The sequence below is a fragment of the Streptomyces sp. NPDC056835 genome (assembly GCF_042789485.1).
GTDB lineage: Bacteria > Actinomycetota > Actinomycetes > Streptomycetales > Streptomycetaceae > Streptomyces.
The window spans coordinates 12,895-28,755 of the sequence record NZ_JBHUBB010000006.1; the positions used below are offsets into that span (position 1 = coordinate 12,895).

The window sequence follows — 15,861 nt, forward strand, 5'->3', positions numbered from 1 at the left end:
CCCGTTGGTGGGGCGGCACTCGTTCCACTACCGGGTTTGGTCGCCACGGGGGGGGGGCCGGGCCCCGTAACCGTCCCCCCCCCCACCCCCGCAGTCGGCCGGGAGCGTCGAAGGCGACGAAGGCGGTTCCTTCACTCACGAGTGGGTTCCGCCATCGATGTCCATACGAAGTCCATACAGAGACTAGGGAATTTCCCACTGTCCGTCCTAGTGGAATGGGGTGGTCGGTCCCCGGGCCGACAAGTGGCGGTCGGTGAGACTGCGAGACGGGTGACATGAGTCGCCCGCCCGCTCTGTTGGGTAGGAGTGCCGCATGGAACGTTCGGTCGCGTCGGCGAGATCACGGCGCTCGCGGTGTGCCACGTCCCGTCAGGTTCCGCTGTCACCGGCCCGGAGGCCTGGACCGCTGCGCGGTCCGGACCGCTTGGCCCACCTCTAGGAGGATGCAACACGATGACGACGTCCACCGAGGAGAGCCTTTGGGCGCGGTGCTTTCATCCAGCACCGGCCAGCTCGGAACAACTCTTCTGTTTCCCCCACGCGGGTGGCTCGGCGTCTTTCTACTTCCCGGTATCCGCTCAACTGTCGTCCGTGGCCGAGGTGTTCTCGGTGCAGTACCCCGGACGTCAGGACCGGCGCAAGGAGACCACCCCCGGCGATCTCGGGGTCATGGCCGATCAGATCTACGAGGCGCTGCGCAAACAGCTCCGCGCCCGGCCGACCACATTCTTCGGGCACAGCATGGGCGCGACGATCGCTTTCGAGGTCGCGCGGCGGTTCGAGGCCGATGGCGGTGAGCTGTCCCATCTGTTCGCCTCCGGTCGGCGCGCCCCGTCGCGCCACCGGGACGAGAGCGTGCATCAGCGCGACGACGACGGCATCGTCGCCGAGCTGAAGCTGCTGTCCGGTACGAATACGGCGCTGCTCGGCGACGAGGAGATCCTGCGGATGATCCTCCCGGCGATCCGCAGTGACTATCGGGCCATTGAGACCTACCGCTGCGATCCAGCGACGACGGTCCGGGTCCCGATCTCCGCGCTGACCGGCGACAACGATCCGAAGACCACGCTGGACGAGGCCGAGGACTGGCGTGGCCACACCACGGGGGCCTTTGACCTGAAGGTCTACCCCGGCGGGCACTTCTTCCTCAGTTCACAGGCGCCGGCGGTGATCGCGCTCCTGCGGAAACATCTCTCCACTCAGGCCTAGGCCACTCAGGCCTGGCCCACTCAGGCCTACCCCACTCAGGACTGGTTCGCTCAGACCTGGCCCACTCAGGACCGGCCCACTCAGGACCGGCCCACCCAGGCCTTGTTCGCGGGACCGGGCTGAAGACGGGATCGGTCGCGGCGACCGCGGCGACCGATCCCGCTGGGCGATCGACTCCGATGAGCGACCGAAATCACTGAGCGACCGACCTGTCCGCGTCGCCCACCCCAGTGATCAGGGGCTCCGAGTGGTCAACACCTATCGGATGATCAACACCTTCGGGTGGTGTGTGCCCTCTGACGCGCTTCTAGCGCGAGTGGTGGCGTGGTCGTGCTCGCCGCTCTGGAAGAATGTCTTCTTGTTCGGTCATCCGGATCATCCGGTTGTCCGGACATCCGGGTTTCCGGAGCGGGGTGCTGCCCGGAGAACGGGCGGCTCTCCGGGCGGGCGTGCCACCAACTCCCGGACGGTGCAGTGGCGTCCAGCGGACAGTAGTGCTTGATCCAGTTCGCGCTGGGTAGTCCCCAAGTGCCGAAACGGGCCTCGTGGGCTTCGTGGGTTACGGGATCTTGTGATCATGTAACCTCGCGCCGTCGATCGTGGAACGTTCAGCTGTTTTTGCGAGATGTGCGGGATGTGCGGGACGCGTCGACGAGTCATCGCGTCTGTTGTGTCCCCCGAGAGGCGAGGAGACCATGATGCTGGAACGGGCCGACCTCTCCGGTTTGTCCAGCACTCTGGTCGGTCGCGCCCGTGAGCTGCGGGTGCTGAGCCGCCATGCCGAGGCCGCGCGCGCCGGACGCGCGGGCCTGGTGATGCTGTCCGGCCCCGCGGGCATCGGGAAGACCTGCCTTCTGCGGGCGTTCCTCAAGAGCGACGCGTGCCACAACATGGCCGTGCTGTACGGCTCGTGCGGCGAAGTCGCCGCGGGCGCGGGGTACGGCGGCGTACGGGAGCTGTTCGGCTCGCTGGGGCTCAGCGGCGAGGACGCCAGGAACTCCCCGCTGCTGCGCGGTCTCGCCCGTCGCGCGCTGCCCGCCCTCACGGCCGGCCCCTTCGAGCAGGAGACGTTGGGCGCGTCCGCCACCTATCCGGTGCTGCACGGGCTGTACTGGCTCGCGGCGAATCTGATGGTGGACCGCCCGCTCGTGCTCGTACTGGACGATGTGCACTGGTGCGACGAACGCTCCCTGGCCTGGGTGGACTTCCTGCTGCGCCGCGCGGACGATCTGCCGCTGCTGGTGGTGCTCGCGCACCGCAGCGAGGCCGAGCCGGTCGCGCACTCCGCGCTGGCCGACATCGCCGCGCAGCGCCGGCCCGCCCTGATGCGGCTGGCGCCGCTCACGCGCGCGGCCGTCGGTGAGCTGGCCCGGCAGGTCTTCCAGGTGCCTGTCGAACCGTCCTTCACCGAGCGCGCCGCCGCCGTCTCCGGCGGCAACCCCCTTACGCTCAGCCGGCTTCTGGGCGAACTGCGCGCCGAGGGCGTGCAGCCCGACGAGAAGGGCGTACGGAGAGTGGCCGAGGTGGGCGGCCAGGTGATCGCGTCCTCCGTGAGCGCGCTGCTCGACAACCAGCCGCTCTGGGTGCGTGAGGTGGCCCGGGCGATCGCGGTCCTCGGCGAGGAGTCGCCCGATCTGGTCGGCATGCTCGCAGATGTGCCCCCCGCGCTCGTCACGGAAGGCGTTGTCGCCCTGCGGCGCGCCGAGGTGCTCGCCGCGGACCGGGCCGACTTGGTGCATGACGTGGTGCGCTCGGCCGTGCTGGAACCCCTCGGCGCCGAAGCGCTGGCCGGGCTGCGCACCAGAGCCGCCCTGCTGCTGAGTGACGCGGGCCGGCCCGCCGAGGAGGTCGCGGGCCGGCTCATGCTGTTGCCCGCCCTGACTCAGCCGTGGATGCCGGCGGTGCTCCGTGACGCGGCCGTCCAGGCCGAGGGGCGCGGCGCTCCCGAGGCCGCGGTGCGCTATCTGCACCGTGTGCTGGAGGTGGAACCGGACAGCGTGCCGGTACGTATCCAGATGGCCACGTCCCTCGCGGAGATCAATCCGGTGGAGGCCATCCGGCTGCTTGAGGAAGCGCTGTCGCTGGCCGATGACCCACGCGCCAGGGCGATGGTCGCCGTGCGGTACGGAATGGTCTGCCTGGCCGTTCAGCGATCACCCGCCGGCGTACGGGTCCTCGAAGAGGTCCTGGCGGAGCTGGAGGCCGAGCTGGGTCCTGGCCCGGATCCCGCCGACCGTGAACTGCACACGCTCGTCGAGTCGGTCCTGCTGATCGTCGGGGCGGACGAGAAGGCGACGGTCCCCGCGACCCTGGACCGGGCCGCGCTGCTGACCGCGCCTCCCGGCGATACGCCCGCCCAGCGCCAGATGCTCGCGATGATGACCGTACTGACCGCGATGGAGGGCCGCTCGGCGGAGCGGACGGTCGAACAGGCCCGCCGCGCGCTGGGTTCACCCGGGACGGAGCTGGAGAGCTGGCCGCTGCTCGCCTCGTCGTTCGCGCTCAGCCTCGCCGACGAGGTCGACGAGGCGCTGGACGCGCTGGACCGCATGCTCCAGCACAGCCAGGACAACGCCGCCGTCTGGACCTTCGTGCTCGCGCTGTCGACCCGCGCCCTGGTGCTGCACGGCGCGGGCGCGTTCCCCGACGCGCTGGCCGACGCGCAGACGTCCATCGAGATCATCGGCGAGGAGAGGTGGGGTGACGGCGCGGCGCTGCCGCAGATCGCGCTCGCGACGATGCTGGTCGAACGGGGCGAGGCCGAACGGGCCGAGGAAGTGCTCCGCGGTATCAAACGGGGCGGCCTCGACCGGTTCGTCATCGAGTACCACTGGTCTCTGATGGCGCGAGCCCGCGCCAGATCGGCGCTCGGCGACCGGGAGGCGGCGCTCGGTCTCTACCTCGAATGCGGCAGATCGCTGGAGGAGTCCCGGTTCAGCAATCCGGCGTTTCTGCCCTGGTGGTCCGAGGCGGCCTGTCTGCTCGCGGTCATGAACCGCGGCGACGAGGCCCGGGAGATGGCCGAGTACGGCGGCGAACTGGCCCAGCGATGGGGCACCCCGCGCGCCCTCGGACTCGCCGCGCTCGCCCGCGGTGTGATCGCCCCCGGCGGCACGGGCATCGAACCGCTCAAGGAATCGGTCCTCACCCTGGCCGCCTCGCCCGCCAGAGCGGAGCACGCCAACGCGGAATTCGTCCTCGGCCGCGCGCTGCTGAAGACCGGCGACCAGCGCGGCGCCCGTGAGCATCTGCGGACCGCCACCGACCTCGCCCAGCGCTGCGGGGCCCTGGCACTCGCGGGGGTCGCCCGCAGGCTGCTGGTCACCGCCGGCGGCAGGATGCGGAAGATGAGCGCCTCACCGCTCGACATGCTGACCGGAATGGAACGCAGGGTGGCCGGCCTCGCCGCGGCGGGTGCCAGCAACCGCTCAATCGCGGAGACCCTGTTCGTCACGGTACGCACCATCGAAACACATCTGACCGGCGTGTACCGGAAACTGGGGGTGAGCGGGCGTACCGAACTGGGCGCCGTACTGCGCACGCCCGACATCCCCGATGGGCAACCACCGGGCTGGGTATCCGAATCACGCTGGCGACGCTGAAGCGAACGGGGCGAGGCGGTGCGTGTGACTGGCCGGAACGACAATTGTCTGAGCACGCGGTCCCTGGAGTGGACGTACGGACCGGACACCCGTCGAGACGGGATGGACCTGCTCGAACGCGGGCGTGAGCAAGCGGCGCTGACCTCCCTGCTCAGCTCGCTGGGCACAAGACGCGCGGGCCTCGTGACCCTGACCGGGAGACCGGGCCACGCGCAGAACGCTCTGCTGAGATGGGCCGCCCGGCGAGCCCGGGACGCCGGACTGTGTGTGCTGCACGCCCAGGCGGCCCCGGCCGAACGTGAGGTGCGCTACGGCGTGATCGCGCAGCTCATGACATCAATGGCAGGTCAGGCCGAGGAAGGCCCGGCCGGCGGCTCGCTACGGGAACTGATGGAGCACCGGCAGCCCGATCCGCTGCCCGGACTCGACGGAACTCTTCACTTCGCACAGACGATGCCTACCCTGCTGGTGATCGAGGACACCCAATGGCTCGATCCCGCCTCCCTGCGCTGGCTGCACGCGCTGGTCCGGCGGCTGACCCCGGACACACCGGTCGCGGTGCTGGCGAGCGGCAGCGGCGTGTCGGCCAAGGGCAGGGACTGGCTCAGCCTGCTGCCCGCCTCCCCGGTGCCCAGCAAGCAACTCGTACTGCGCGGACTGACCGAGAACGGCGTCGCCACCGTCGTGGAGACGATGTGCGGCACCCCCGGCGACCAGCGGTTCACCGCGACGGCCGCGGCGGCCACCGAGGGCAATCCCGCCGTACTGTGCGATGTGCTGCGCCGGTTCACCGACCGCGGCCATGAACCGGTCGCCGCCCGGCTGCCCGAGTTGCGTACGATCACCGCCGCCGTCGTCGGCGACCACGCGACGCGCTCCCTGAACGGCCTGCCCGCCGAGGCCGTCGCGCTGCTGCGGGCGCTGGCCGTCTGCGGCGAGCTGCTCAGCTTTCCCCTGGTCCGCGCGCTGGCCGGGCTGAGGCCCGTACGCGGCCAGGAAGTACACGTGATGCTGGAGGCGGCCGGACTCACCGTCTCCGGAGGAACGAAGACACAGGTACGCCACCCCGCGGTGAAGACCCGGGTGCTGGAGGACATGGCCACCGACGAACGGGCCCAGCTGTACTCCCGGGCCGCGGAACTGGCCCACCGGGCCTGGGCGAACGACGAGGACGTCGCCCAGATCCTGCTCCGTACGCCACCCCTGGGAGCCCCCTGGGTGGTCAGCACGCTGTGCGAGAGCTTCGCGTCGGCCCTGGAAACGGAGGACCACGGCCGCGCCGCCGCGTATCTCTCCCGCGCCCTGCGCGAACCGCTGGAGCCGGGCGAGCGTGCCCGGCTCACCCTGGAACTGGCCGCGGCCGAAACGATGTCGGCGCCGCTGGCGGGGGACCGAAGGCTCGGTGAACTCGTCCGGTCCGGCAGCGGCGCCCCCGAGGGACTGCGGGCCCGCGCCGTCGACCTCGGACTGGCCCGCGGCGACAGCGACTGGGCACGCCGCGCGGCGGCCGAGGCGCTGTACGACGTCCTGCCCGGCGAACGCGACAGTCTGACCGCGCTGTTCTGGCTCGCCGCCGAGTCCCTGGACGACGCCGAACCGATGGTGCCCGAGGTGCCCGTACTGCCCGACCGCCCCTCGACCCCCGCGCAGAGCGGCGTACGCGCCTGGCAGCTCGCCGTGCGCGGCGAGGACCTGGAGACGACCAGGACGCTGGCCCGCGCCGCCCTCGCTGGCGACGGCCCCGCCACGCCCCTGGTACTGCCCAGGCTCGCCGCCTGCCGGGCGCTCATCCTGACCGATGACCACGAAGAAGCCGCCGTCGAGCTGGACGCGCTGCTCACCGTCGTACGGCACGGCCATCGCAGGGCGGCCACCGCGCGGATCCTGACGGCGCGCGCCGAACTGTCCCTGCGCGCAGGGCGGTTGGACGCCGTCGAGCGGGACATCGAGGCCGCCGAGCGGGCCCTGCCCATGCCGAACAGGCATCCGCTCATCGTCCCGAGCCTGACGGCCCTGCGCATCTGTACCGCGGTGGAAGCCGGCAGCCAGGGGTACGCGCGCTCGCTCGCCGCCGCGCCCATGCCGCCCGGGGCGGAGGAGGGCGTGCCCTGGTCCGCCCTCCTCTTCGCCAGAGCGCGGGTCGCCGCCGTCGACGGGCGCTGGACCGAAGCGATGGAGCTGGCGAAGGAGAGCGGCCGACGGCTGCTGCGCAGACAGTGGAGCAATCCGGCGCTGCTGTGCTGGCGTCCGCAGGCCGCCGCGGCCTGCCACGCCCTCGGCGACCGCGAGGAGGCGGCGCGGCTGAGCCTGGAGGAGCTGCGGCTCGCCCGCCGGTGGGGCTCGCCGAGCGCGCTCGGCCTCGCCGAGTTGTGGACCACCCCGATGACCGGCGCCGGCGGCAGGCCCGTGATCGCCGCCCGCGAGGCGGTCCGCGTCCTGGGCGACTCGCCCGCCCGGCTGACCTACGCGTGGGCGCTGGCCCGACTGGCCTCCTGCGAGCTGAGGGAGGGCGACGGCCGGGCCGCCGCGCGCTCCCTCGCCCAGCTCTCCCCGTTCACCGCGGCTTATCCGTCGAGCCGACTGGCGGCGGCGGTACGCGGGCTCACCGAGCGGCTGGAAAGGCCGGCCGGGCCGGTGCCCCCCGCCCTTCCCCCGGAGTGGACCACGCTCTCGGAGGCCGAACAGCGCACCGCGACCCTCGCCGGACGCGGCTACGCCAACCGCGAGATCGCGGAACTGCTCTCCGTGAGCAGGCGCACCGTCGAGCTACGGCTGAGCAACACCTACCGGAAGCTCCGTATCACCGGACGTGAGGAACTGTGCGTGCTGGTGGAGAACATGGGAGAACGGCAGAGCGATGCTTCTTGAGCGGGATTCGGAACTGGCGCGGGTCGGGGCCGCGCTGAGCGCCGCGGACGAGGGCACCTCATCGGTGATCCTGCTGTCCGGACCTCTCGGCATCGGAAGATCCGCCCTGCTGCGACAACTGCCCTGTGTCGTCCGCGGCACGGACGTCCGGGTCCTGCGGGCGAACGCCGCCCCGATGGAGCGGGACTTCGCGTTCGGTGTGGTCAGGCAACTGCTCGACAGTCTGCTCTCCGGCGCCCCGCAGGCGGACCGCGAGCGCTGGGCGCGCGAACCCGACCGGGCCACCGGCCTGATGTTCGGCGCCGACGACATCCCGTCCGGCCGGCCGCTCGCCCACGACACGCCAATGGGGGACTCGCCAGGCGACGCGGGCGCCGACGGCATCCCGGGCGGCGCCGCGTCCGAGGCGGCCCTGCACGGCCCGCGCTCGCTGCTCGCCGACATCAGCGAACACGCCCGGCTGCTCATCCTCGTGGACGACCTCCAGTGGGTGGACATTCCCTCCCTGCGCTGGCTCGCGTACCTCACCAAACGACTGCGCGGACTGCGGGTCGTGCTCGTCTGCACGCTCCGGGACGGAGACCAGGGCGCCGGACACGCCCTGGTGCGCGAGATCGCCGCCGCCTCGACCGAGATTCTGCGCCCCGCCCCGCTGTCCCGCGACGCCACCCGGGCGGTGATCCGCGAACGGTCCGGCATGCCGGGGGACGAGGAGTACGTACGCGTCTGTCATGAAGTGACCGGCGGCAACCCGCTGTTCCTGATGTCCGTACTGCTGGGCATGGAAGCACGGGGCTACGAGCCGACCGCCGACCACGCCGACCGGGTGCGCGCCCTGCGGCCCGCAGCGCTGCGGGAGCGGCTGGCGAGCTATCTGCGGACCCGGCCACAGGCGGTACGTGACACGGCCGCGGCGATCGCCGCCTTCGGCGGCCATGGAGACCCCGGGCTCATCACGGAACTCGCCGGACTGGACGAGATCGGCTTCGGCGCCGCCCGGCGCGCGCTCCGCGAGGCGGGGCTGCTGACCGACGCGCGCGAACCGCGCTTCATTCACCGCGTCGTCCAGGACGCCATCGAATCCGCGATGTCCGTGGCCGAACGCGAGCGCTGGCACGCCGCCGCGGCCGACCTGCTGTACCGCAGCGGCCGTCCCGCCGAGCAGGTCGCCGCCCATCTGATGGCCGTCACCACCTTCGGCCGCCCCTGGTCGGTGATAGTGCTGCGCGGCGCCGCCGACAGCGCGCTGCGCCGGGGCGCGCCGGAGACCGCGGCCCGCTATCTGCGCCGCGCTCTGCTCGGACACCGCCCCCAGGACGAGAGCCGGGCCAGACTGCTGATCGAACTGGCCACCGCGGAGCGCGGATTCGACCCCGAGGCATGCCGGCGCCATATCGTCCAGGCGATGCCTCTGCTGACCACGGTCAGGGACCGGGCCGCCGCCGCGCTGCGCATCCCGCCGCCGCTGCTCGGCGCCGTACCGCCCTCCACCGCCGCGCTTCTGCGCGGTGTCAGCGAGGAGCTTGGACGGCCCGCCGAACTGGACGGGCCGGCACGGGAGATGGCCCTGCGGCTCGAAGCCCGGCTCAGACACGACGGACACGAGAACCCGGGAGAGCTGGCGTCGGCCATGGAACGCCTGCGCGAGCTGGGGGAGGAACCCCCGCTCGGCTCCGCGGCCGAACGCGAGCTGATGGCCGTACTCCTCTTCTCCGGCACGCTCACCGGGGGCCTGACCGCGGCCGAGGCGGCGCGCACGGGCGGCCGCGTCCTGGAACGCGAACCGGCCACCTCGGCGGGCGCGCACACCGCGCTGCCGCTGGTCGTCATCACCCTCTTCGCCGCCGAGTCGGTACAGGACGTGGGCTCGTGGCTGTCGACCGAGCAGCAGACCCGATGGCAGAACGCGACCGGCGCCGACAGCGTCCTTCTCCTCGCGGAACGGGCGTTCGTCCTCGTCTCGCAGGGCAGGCCCACCCAGGCACGCGAATATGTCGAGCGTGCCATGGGGGCGGCCGAGGCGGACTGGCGCGAGGCCTCCATCATGATTCTCTCCACGGTCGCGCTCGAACTGCGTGACCCCGCGCTCAGCGAGCGGATCCTCGCCAGGGCCCTGCGCCGCCGGACAGCGGGGCTGGCTCTGACCGCCGCACTCCAGATACTCCAGGCATCGGTGGACGCCCAGCGGGGGCTGCGGCCCAGAGCGCTGGAGAGTCTGCTCGCCTGCGGCCGTCAACTGGACGTCTCCGGCTGGCGGAACTCGGCGCTCTTCCCATGGCGTCCGCACGCCATCGGCCTCTACCAGCGGCTCGGCGACTCCCGTTCCGCGCTGCGGCTCGCCGAGGAGGAACTGGCCTGGAGCACGGCGTGGGGAGCACCCGCCGGGCTCGGCCGCGCCCTGCGGCTGAAGGGCTGGCTCCAGGGCGCGCAGGGTGTCCCGCTGCTGCGCGAAGCGGTCGCCGTACTGCGCGGTTCATCCTTCGAACTGGAACTCGCGAGGACGTTGGTGTTGTTGGGCCGGCAGCTGGGCACCGGCCCCGAGGCCGAGGCGGCGCTACGGGAGGCGGGCACGATCGCGGCCGCCTGTGGCGCCCCCTGGCTGGTCGAGCGGGCCGAGCACGGCCTCGGTACGGCCTCCGCGCCGAAGACCGCCGTGCTCACCCGCAGCGAGCGCAGAGTGATCACTCTCGTCGGCCGGGGGCTCACCAACCAGGAAATTGCGGGTGAACTCGGCGTGAGTTCGCGCGCCGTTGAGAAACATCTTACGAATTCCTATCGGAAGCTTGGCATCTCGGGCCGGCATGAGCTGGCGGATGCTCTTCCCGCGTAGACTCCGACGGAAACTGTTAACGGCATGCTACGTGACGCTGTGGCCTGTGCGGCCCCTGTGCGGCCTGGTTCGGCCCGGTTTGCCGCACGAACCTCAACGGAACCTCAAACAAGGCTGAATTGCGCGGATGCGTCGCCAATCCGTCCCGCCCGGCATGCCGGGTTTTTCCCACCGTAGACATCGTCATTGCGGACCGAACCTTCCCGGGGTGGGACCACAGCTTTAGCCATGTGAACAGGGCTCTTGTTGACTAGCAACCGCAAGGCTACCTACTCTCAATTCAGTAAATGGATAACCCCCGTCAATGAGGTCACGTGAGACCGACTGCCGGTGTTATCCGCCCCGGATAACGATGTCGAGTATTCCCAATGAATCGGGGGGACCCGAAAGGATGGCGGTCTCGTGGCGATTGCTGCACTCGCAGATTCGGCGCAGGTCACAGCGAGCGACCTCAAACCCGACCAGAACGGGCACGGACGCGCCCAGCAGTTCGACCAGCCGGGGCTGTGCATGGCCTCACTCGACCCGGCTCTGACCATCCAGCAGGCGAACGAGGAGTTCTTCCGCCGGTTCGGCGGCTCCTCGGCAGGTGTCTGCGGCCGCAGCTTCCGCGATCTGGTGCATCCCAGCGTCCAGCAGCCGCTGATGCGCCAGTTCTCCCGCCTGGTGGAAGGCAAGCGCCAGCGGTTCGCCTCGCACGTGGTGGCCGTGGGACCGGAGGACTCCGCGTTCGCCGGGACACTGACGGCCGCGGCCGTCAGCGGGGAAACCCCCGACGTGGCCGCGATCCTGGTGCTCATGCGTTCCTCGGAGGGGTCCGAGGACGCGGGCGTGCTGACCAACCAGAAGAAGATCCTCACCGAGATCGACGCGCGCATCCTTGAGGGCATAGCCGCAGGTCTGTCCACGATCCCGCTGGCCTCCCGGCTCTATCTGAGCCGGCAGGGCGTCGAGTACCACGTGACAGGGCTGCTCAGGAAGCTCAGGGTGCCCAACCGGGCCGCCCTGGTCTCCCGGGCCTACTCGATGGGCGTGCTGAACGTCGGCACCTGGCCGCCGAAGGTCGTCGAGGACTTCATCAAATGACTACGGCGGCGGAGCCGGCCGCCAACGGCTCCGTCCGACGCGGTCGATACCGCCTGTAGCGCGGGAATCCGCCGCACCGCGCATCCACCCGCCGGACCGTGACGCCTCTACCGGGCGCCACGGTCCGGCGGGTTTCTGCGTTCTTGTCCGACTTCCCTCATCGATCCGCTCCGCCGGTTATTTCGCCCGGTAAGCGTCGCGGGTTCGGTTGGTCATGCGACCGTAAAATCTTTCTCGCCGAGTCCGCTTGCGCCTTCCCGGTTGTCTGTTTGCCCGGAGCATTGCCGAGGATCGCGCCGAAGGCGTCCGGCGCGGTCGCGCGGTGAGTGAACCCGGCGGCATGGCGATAGTGGAGTTCACATGTATGTGCTATTTCTCATGGATGGCGTGCGAGAAACGTTCCACTTCGGCTGTACGGTGCGCACCCCGCGCCATCGAGATCGAAGGGTCCACAGTAATTGTGCTGTGCGGCACATTTCGAAGCCCGATGTTCGAATGGAATGGTTACCGTGTGGTTTTGGCCACCGCGGCTTGTGGTTTCGCTGACCGATTCGACCGGCGATTCGGGCCGGGGCAACGGCGATCGGGGATACCGTCGAGCGGTATTCGGCCGGAACATGTGGCCGAGAAGTGCCAGGCGCATAGTCACGCGTCCCGCGGTGTCGCCGGACGGCCTTTCCCCTCAAGTCATCCTCTTAATCCTGTGGCCGCGACCGAATCCGGACCGACCATGGCTGAGCCACAGTCGGTCCGGAAGGAACCTCGATACGCTCGATACGAGGGGCGGACACAGGCGGTGTGGGGGGCGGTGGTTGATCAGACCGGTCCTCAGCCGGCGGAGGCCTGGTAGAGGCCACGGCCGGCGCGGTGGGCCCGCGAGCTGCCGACGAGCCGGTCGAGGGTGCTGCGTACCGCGTTGATGCTGCCGGGGGTGCCGTCACGGCCGAGCGCCTGCGCCACATCGCGGGCACGGACGGGGTTGCCGTCGGATGCCGCGAGCACCGCGAGGATCTGCTCGGTCAGTCCGCTCGCCTGCTCGTCCGCCGTGGCGGGAGCGGCGGCAGCCGTCTTCGCCGCACGGGTCTTCGTGGCCTTGGCGGGCGCGGACTTCTTGGCCGGGCTGCTCTTCCGCTCCTTGGGCGCCTGCGACTTCGCCTCGGAGCCCCCGCCGGAGGTACGCGCCGACGCCGACGCCGAAGCGGACTTACGGGACTTGCCCGCCTTGGCGGGTGCGGGCTTCTCCGCGGCGGGTGCTTCTTCGACGGGTGCTTCCGCGACGGGCGCTTCTTCGACGGGAGTCACCACAACGGGAGCCTGGGCGGCGGGAGTCTCCAGAGCCGACGGCTCCGCGGCCCGCTGCTCCGGCACGGTCTCCTGCGCCTGGGGCGCGGGGCTGAGTGCCTGTAGGGCGCCCAGGGCGATACGTACCGACTCCAGGCGTTCGGTGACGCCGGCCAGCTCCCGTTCGAGGGACTGCTGCTGTGTTTCCAGCTGCGGCAGTTCACCGCGCAGGAGCGCCGTCGTGGTTTCGATGCTGTCCGGTGTGTTGGATGGGGATGTCATGGTGTAGCCCTCTCGTTCTGCGTCACCGCTGTAGTTGCCCCCGTTGGTGACCGCTGGAGAGCAGACTAGGCGCTGTTGCGTTGTGATTGGTAACGGATGAACGCGGTACGGCCCAGGGTTCGCGGCGCGACGCCCGTACGCCGAGGTGTGAAACGGTCGCCACCGCGGGTCAACTCCCGCCTGATTCAAGGGTGGTGTGAGCCCGGGGAGTGAACTGCCCCCCGAGTCGGAGCCGTCGGATCTGCCGCCGGGTCCGGAGAGGTGTGGTCGCGGGATTCGAACGGAGAGCCTGGCGGCCCGAGCGGAGCCGGGGGCCGCACAGACCGGGAGCCGCACCGGCCAGGAGCCGCACCGCCTCGGAACGCGTGTGACATCCGCGCGTAACAGAACGGCGGCTCGAAGGGCGAACGTTGGTGTTACGGTCGGGACACGCGGTCGCCGCTGCCCGCCGGTCTGCTTCCCTCGCTCTACGAGACCGGTCGTACAGGAGACTCGTGCCCGCACCGCCTTCCTCCCGCCCCTCTTCCCCCGCCGGGCGGTCCCTGCCCGCGTGGCTCACGCACCCCCTGGGCTGGCGCTCCGCGCCCATCCCGTGGACCGCCGCGCTCCGCGGCGCCCTGAGCGCCGGACCGCTGCTGGCGCTCGGACTGCTGTCCGGACACCTGAGCCCGGCGGTCCTCGCCGGGCTCGGCGCGATGCTCGCCGGTGTCAACGACCGGCCGGGTACACGGCGCACCGGTGTGGTCCACATCGGTCTGCCCGCCGTCGGCGGCGCCCTCGGGCTGCTGTGCGGCGGACTGCTCGCCGACGCCGGGAGCCGCTGGACCGCCGTACCCGCGCTCTTCGTGGTGGGCTGGCTCTCCGGCGCGCTGAGTGTGACCGGCCCGGTGTGGTCGGCGGCGGCCATGCAGTATCTGGTCACCGCGGCTATCGGCGCCGGGATGCCGATACCGGGCCCCGCGTGGTTCAAGGCCGTCTGCTATCTGGGCGGCGCGGTCTGGCTCCTGCTGCTCCGGTTCCTGCTGCGCGCCCCGCGGCACATCCTGCGGCGCGGCGCCCGCCGCGAGGGCGAACGCGAAGCCGTCGCCGCGGTCTTCGACGCGCTCGCCGACGCCCTGCACGCCCTCGGCGGACCCGACGCGGAGCCCGCCCGCCGACGGCTGATCGCCGCACAGCACCGCGCCGACGAGTCACTGCGCCTGATGCGGCTGCTGCCCTTCCCCGGCCGGCGCGAGGGCCGCGGCTCCGCTCAGGAGCGTCGGATAACGGAGCGCTTCGCCGCCGCCACCGCCCTGTGCGAGGCCGGGATCGCACTGCTCTGGGAGGGCAGGCCGCTGCCCGGGCAAGTGACGGACGCACCGCGCCTGCTGGCCGCCGCCGTACGCGCCGACTCCGCCCCCGGTGCTCTGGCGAGCCCCGTCTCCGACACGGTCCAGCGCGGCGCGTTCGACCGGGCGCTGCTGGCCGCGGCGGTGACTTTCGACCGCACAGCGCTGCGCGAGAGGCCCGTACCGCCTGTACCGCCCGTACAACCCCTACCGCCCCTACCGTACGAGCCGACGCGCCCGGTGCGTCCCCCGCGTCGCCCGCGTCCGTCCCTGAACACCCGAAGCGCCCGCCGGGCGCTGAAGGAGCTGACCGGGCCCGGCTCGCTCCGTACGCTCGGCCGCGCGTTCGCCCCCGCCAGGCGCGAGAACGCGCTGCGCGTGGCGCTCTGCGTGGCGGCCAGCGCCGCCGTCGCGCTCAGCCTCCACCAGACCCACTGGTACTGGCTCCCGGCCACCGCGGCCTTTCTGGTGAAGCCCGATCTGGGGCCGCTCTTCTCCCGTGTGGTCAACCGTGTCGCCGGCACCGCCACGGGCGTGCTCGTCTTCACCGTCCTCACTCTGGCCATGGCGGGACTCGGCGGCCTGTGGTGGCTGGTCGCCGTGGTCGTGGCGGGCGGCGCGCTCATACCGGTCGCCACCCGCCACTTCGGCTTCCAGACCGCGGTGGTGACCCTGCTCGTCCTCTCCTTCGTGTACGCGGTGGGCGACACCGAGGCGACCGCCGCCCGGCTGCTGGACACGGCACTCGCCTGCGGGATCGTCCTGCTCGTCGGCCACCTTCCGCATCTGACGGACCCGCGCGTGCGGGTGGGCCACCGCTTCGCCGTCGCGCTGCGCCATACGGAACGCTATCTGCGGCACGTTCTGGACGACCCGGGGACCGCGCCCGCCACATCCACGGGCGCGCCGGGCCCATCGGTGGCGCCGCGCGGCGGAGACGCGACGGGCATCGCGCTGCGGTACGCCGCGTACCGGGCGCTCTCCGAGGCGCGGGCCGCGGCGGAGACGGCCGCGGCCGAACTGCCGGGGCTCCACCGCGCACACCGCCACGACTGGCTGGCCGTCATGGCACGCGCGGAGCGCGTCGTCGACGCCGCCACCGTCTGCGCCGTACGCGTCGAGCAAGGGGTGCCCCTGCCCACGGCCACCGAGGCACGGTGGGTGACCGGAGCACTGGCCGCGATGGCGGACGCGCTGGAGGGCGGTCGTGGCACCCCGATGCCCGCGCTGCCGCCGGTCCCGAAGGACTGCCGTTCGCTGCGCGATGTGATGACCGAGCTGCACGGTATCCAGTCCCTGACCACCGTCGCCTGAGACGGTGCCCGTCACCACCACGGCACCACCACGGCCGTCGATCCCGTCCCGGCCCGTCCCT

7 protein-coding genes are annotated in these 15,861 nt (G+C 71.5%); 6 read left to right on the forward strand and 1 reads right to left on the reverse strand.

Going from position 1 to position 15,861, the window contains the following annotated elements; genetic code table 11:
- The first annotated feature begins 453 nt into the window (after window positions 1–453).
- From ACFRMN_RS08565 to ACFRMN_RS08585, 5 genes are all read left to right on the forward strand, one after another.
- A complete protein-coding gene (locus tag ACFRMN_RS08565; protein WP_383015315.1) occupies window positions 454–1,209 on the forward strand; it encodes a thioesterase II family protein in 756 nt (251 codons plus the stop codon).
- A gap of 695 nt (window positions 1,210–1,904) precedes the next feature.
- Window positions 1,905–4,811, forward strand: a complete 2,907-nt coding sequence (locus tag ACFRMN_RS08570; protein ID WP_383015318.1) for an AAA family ATPase — start codon at window positions 1,905–1,907, stop codon at window positions 4,809–4,811.
- A 24-nt stretch (window positions 4,812–4,835) separates the two neighbouring features.
- A complete protein-coding gene (locus ACFRMN_RS08575) occupies window positions 4,836–7,679 on the forward strand; it encodes an AAA family ATPase (protein ID WP_383015321.1) in 2,844 nt (947 codons plus the stop codon).
- Window positions 7,669–10,509: an AAA family ATPase gene (locus tag ACFRMN_RS08580; protein ID WP_383015324.1), complete on the forward strand. Its 2,841-nt coding sequence runs from the start codon at window positions 7,669–7,671 to the stop codon at window positions 10,507–10,509. The genes ACFRMN_RS08575 and ACFRMN_RS08580 overlap by 11 nt, the downstream gene beginning before the upstream one ends.
- Window positions 10,510–11,013: 504 nt before the next feature.
- A complete protein-coding gene (locus tag ACFRMN_RS08585; protein WP_383015803.1) occupies window positions 11,014–11,595 on the forward strand; it encodes a LuxR C-terminal-related transcriptional regulator in 582 nt (193 codons plus the stop codon).
- Window positions 11,596–12,423: 828 nt separating this feature from the next.
- On the opposite strand, the gene ACFRMN_RS08590 is transcribed toward ACFRMN_RS08585, so the two are convergent.
- Entirely contained in the window at window positions 12,424–13,158 is a 735-nt protein-coding gene (locus ACFRMN_RS08590; protein WP_383015327.1) for a hypothetical protein, read from the reverse strand.
- Between the two features lie 494 nt (window positions 13,159–13,652).
- Between ACFRMN_RS08590 and ACFRMN_RS08595 the strand changes: the two genes are divergently transcribed.
- Window positions 13,653–15,800: an FUSC family protein gene (locus tag ACFRMN_RS08595; RefSeq protein ID WP_383015330.1), complete on the forward strand. Its 2,148-nt coding sequence runs from the start codon at window positions 13,653–13,655 to the stop codon at window positions 15,798–15,800.
- Window positions 15,801–15,861 lie beyond the last annotated feature (61 nt).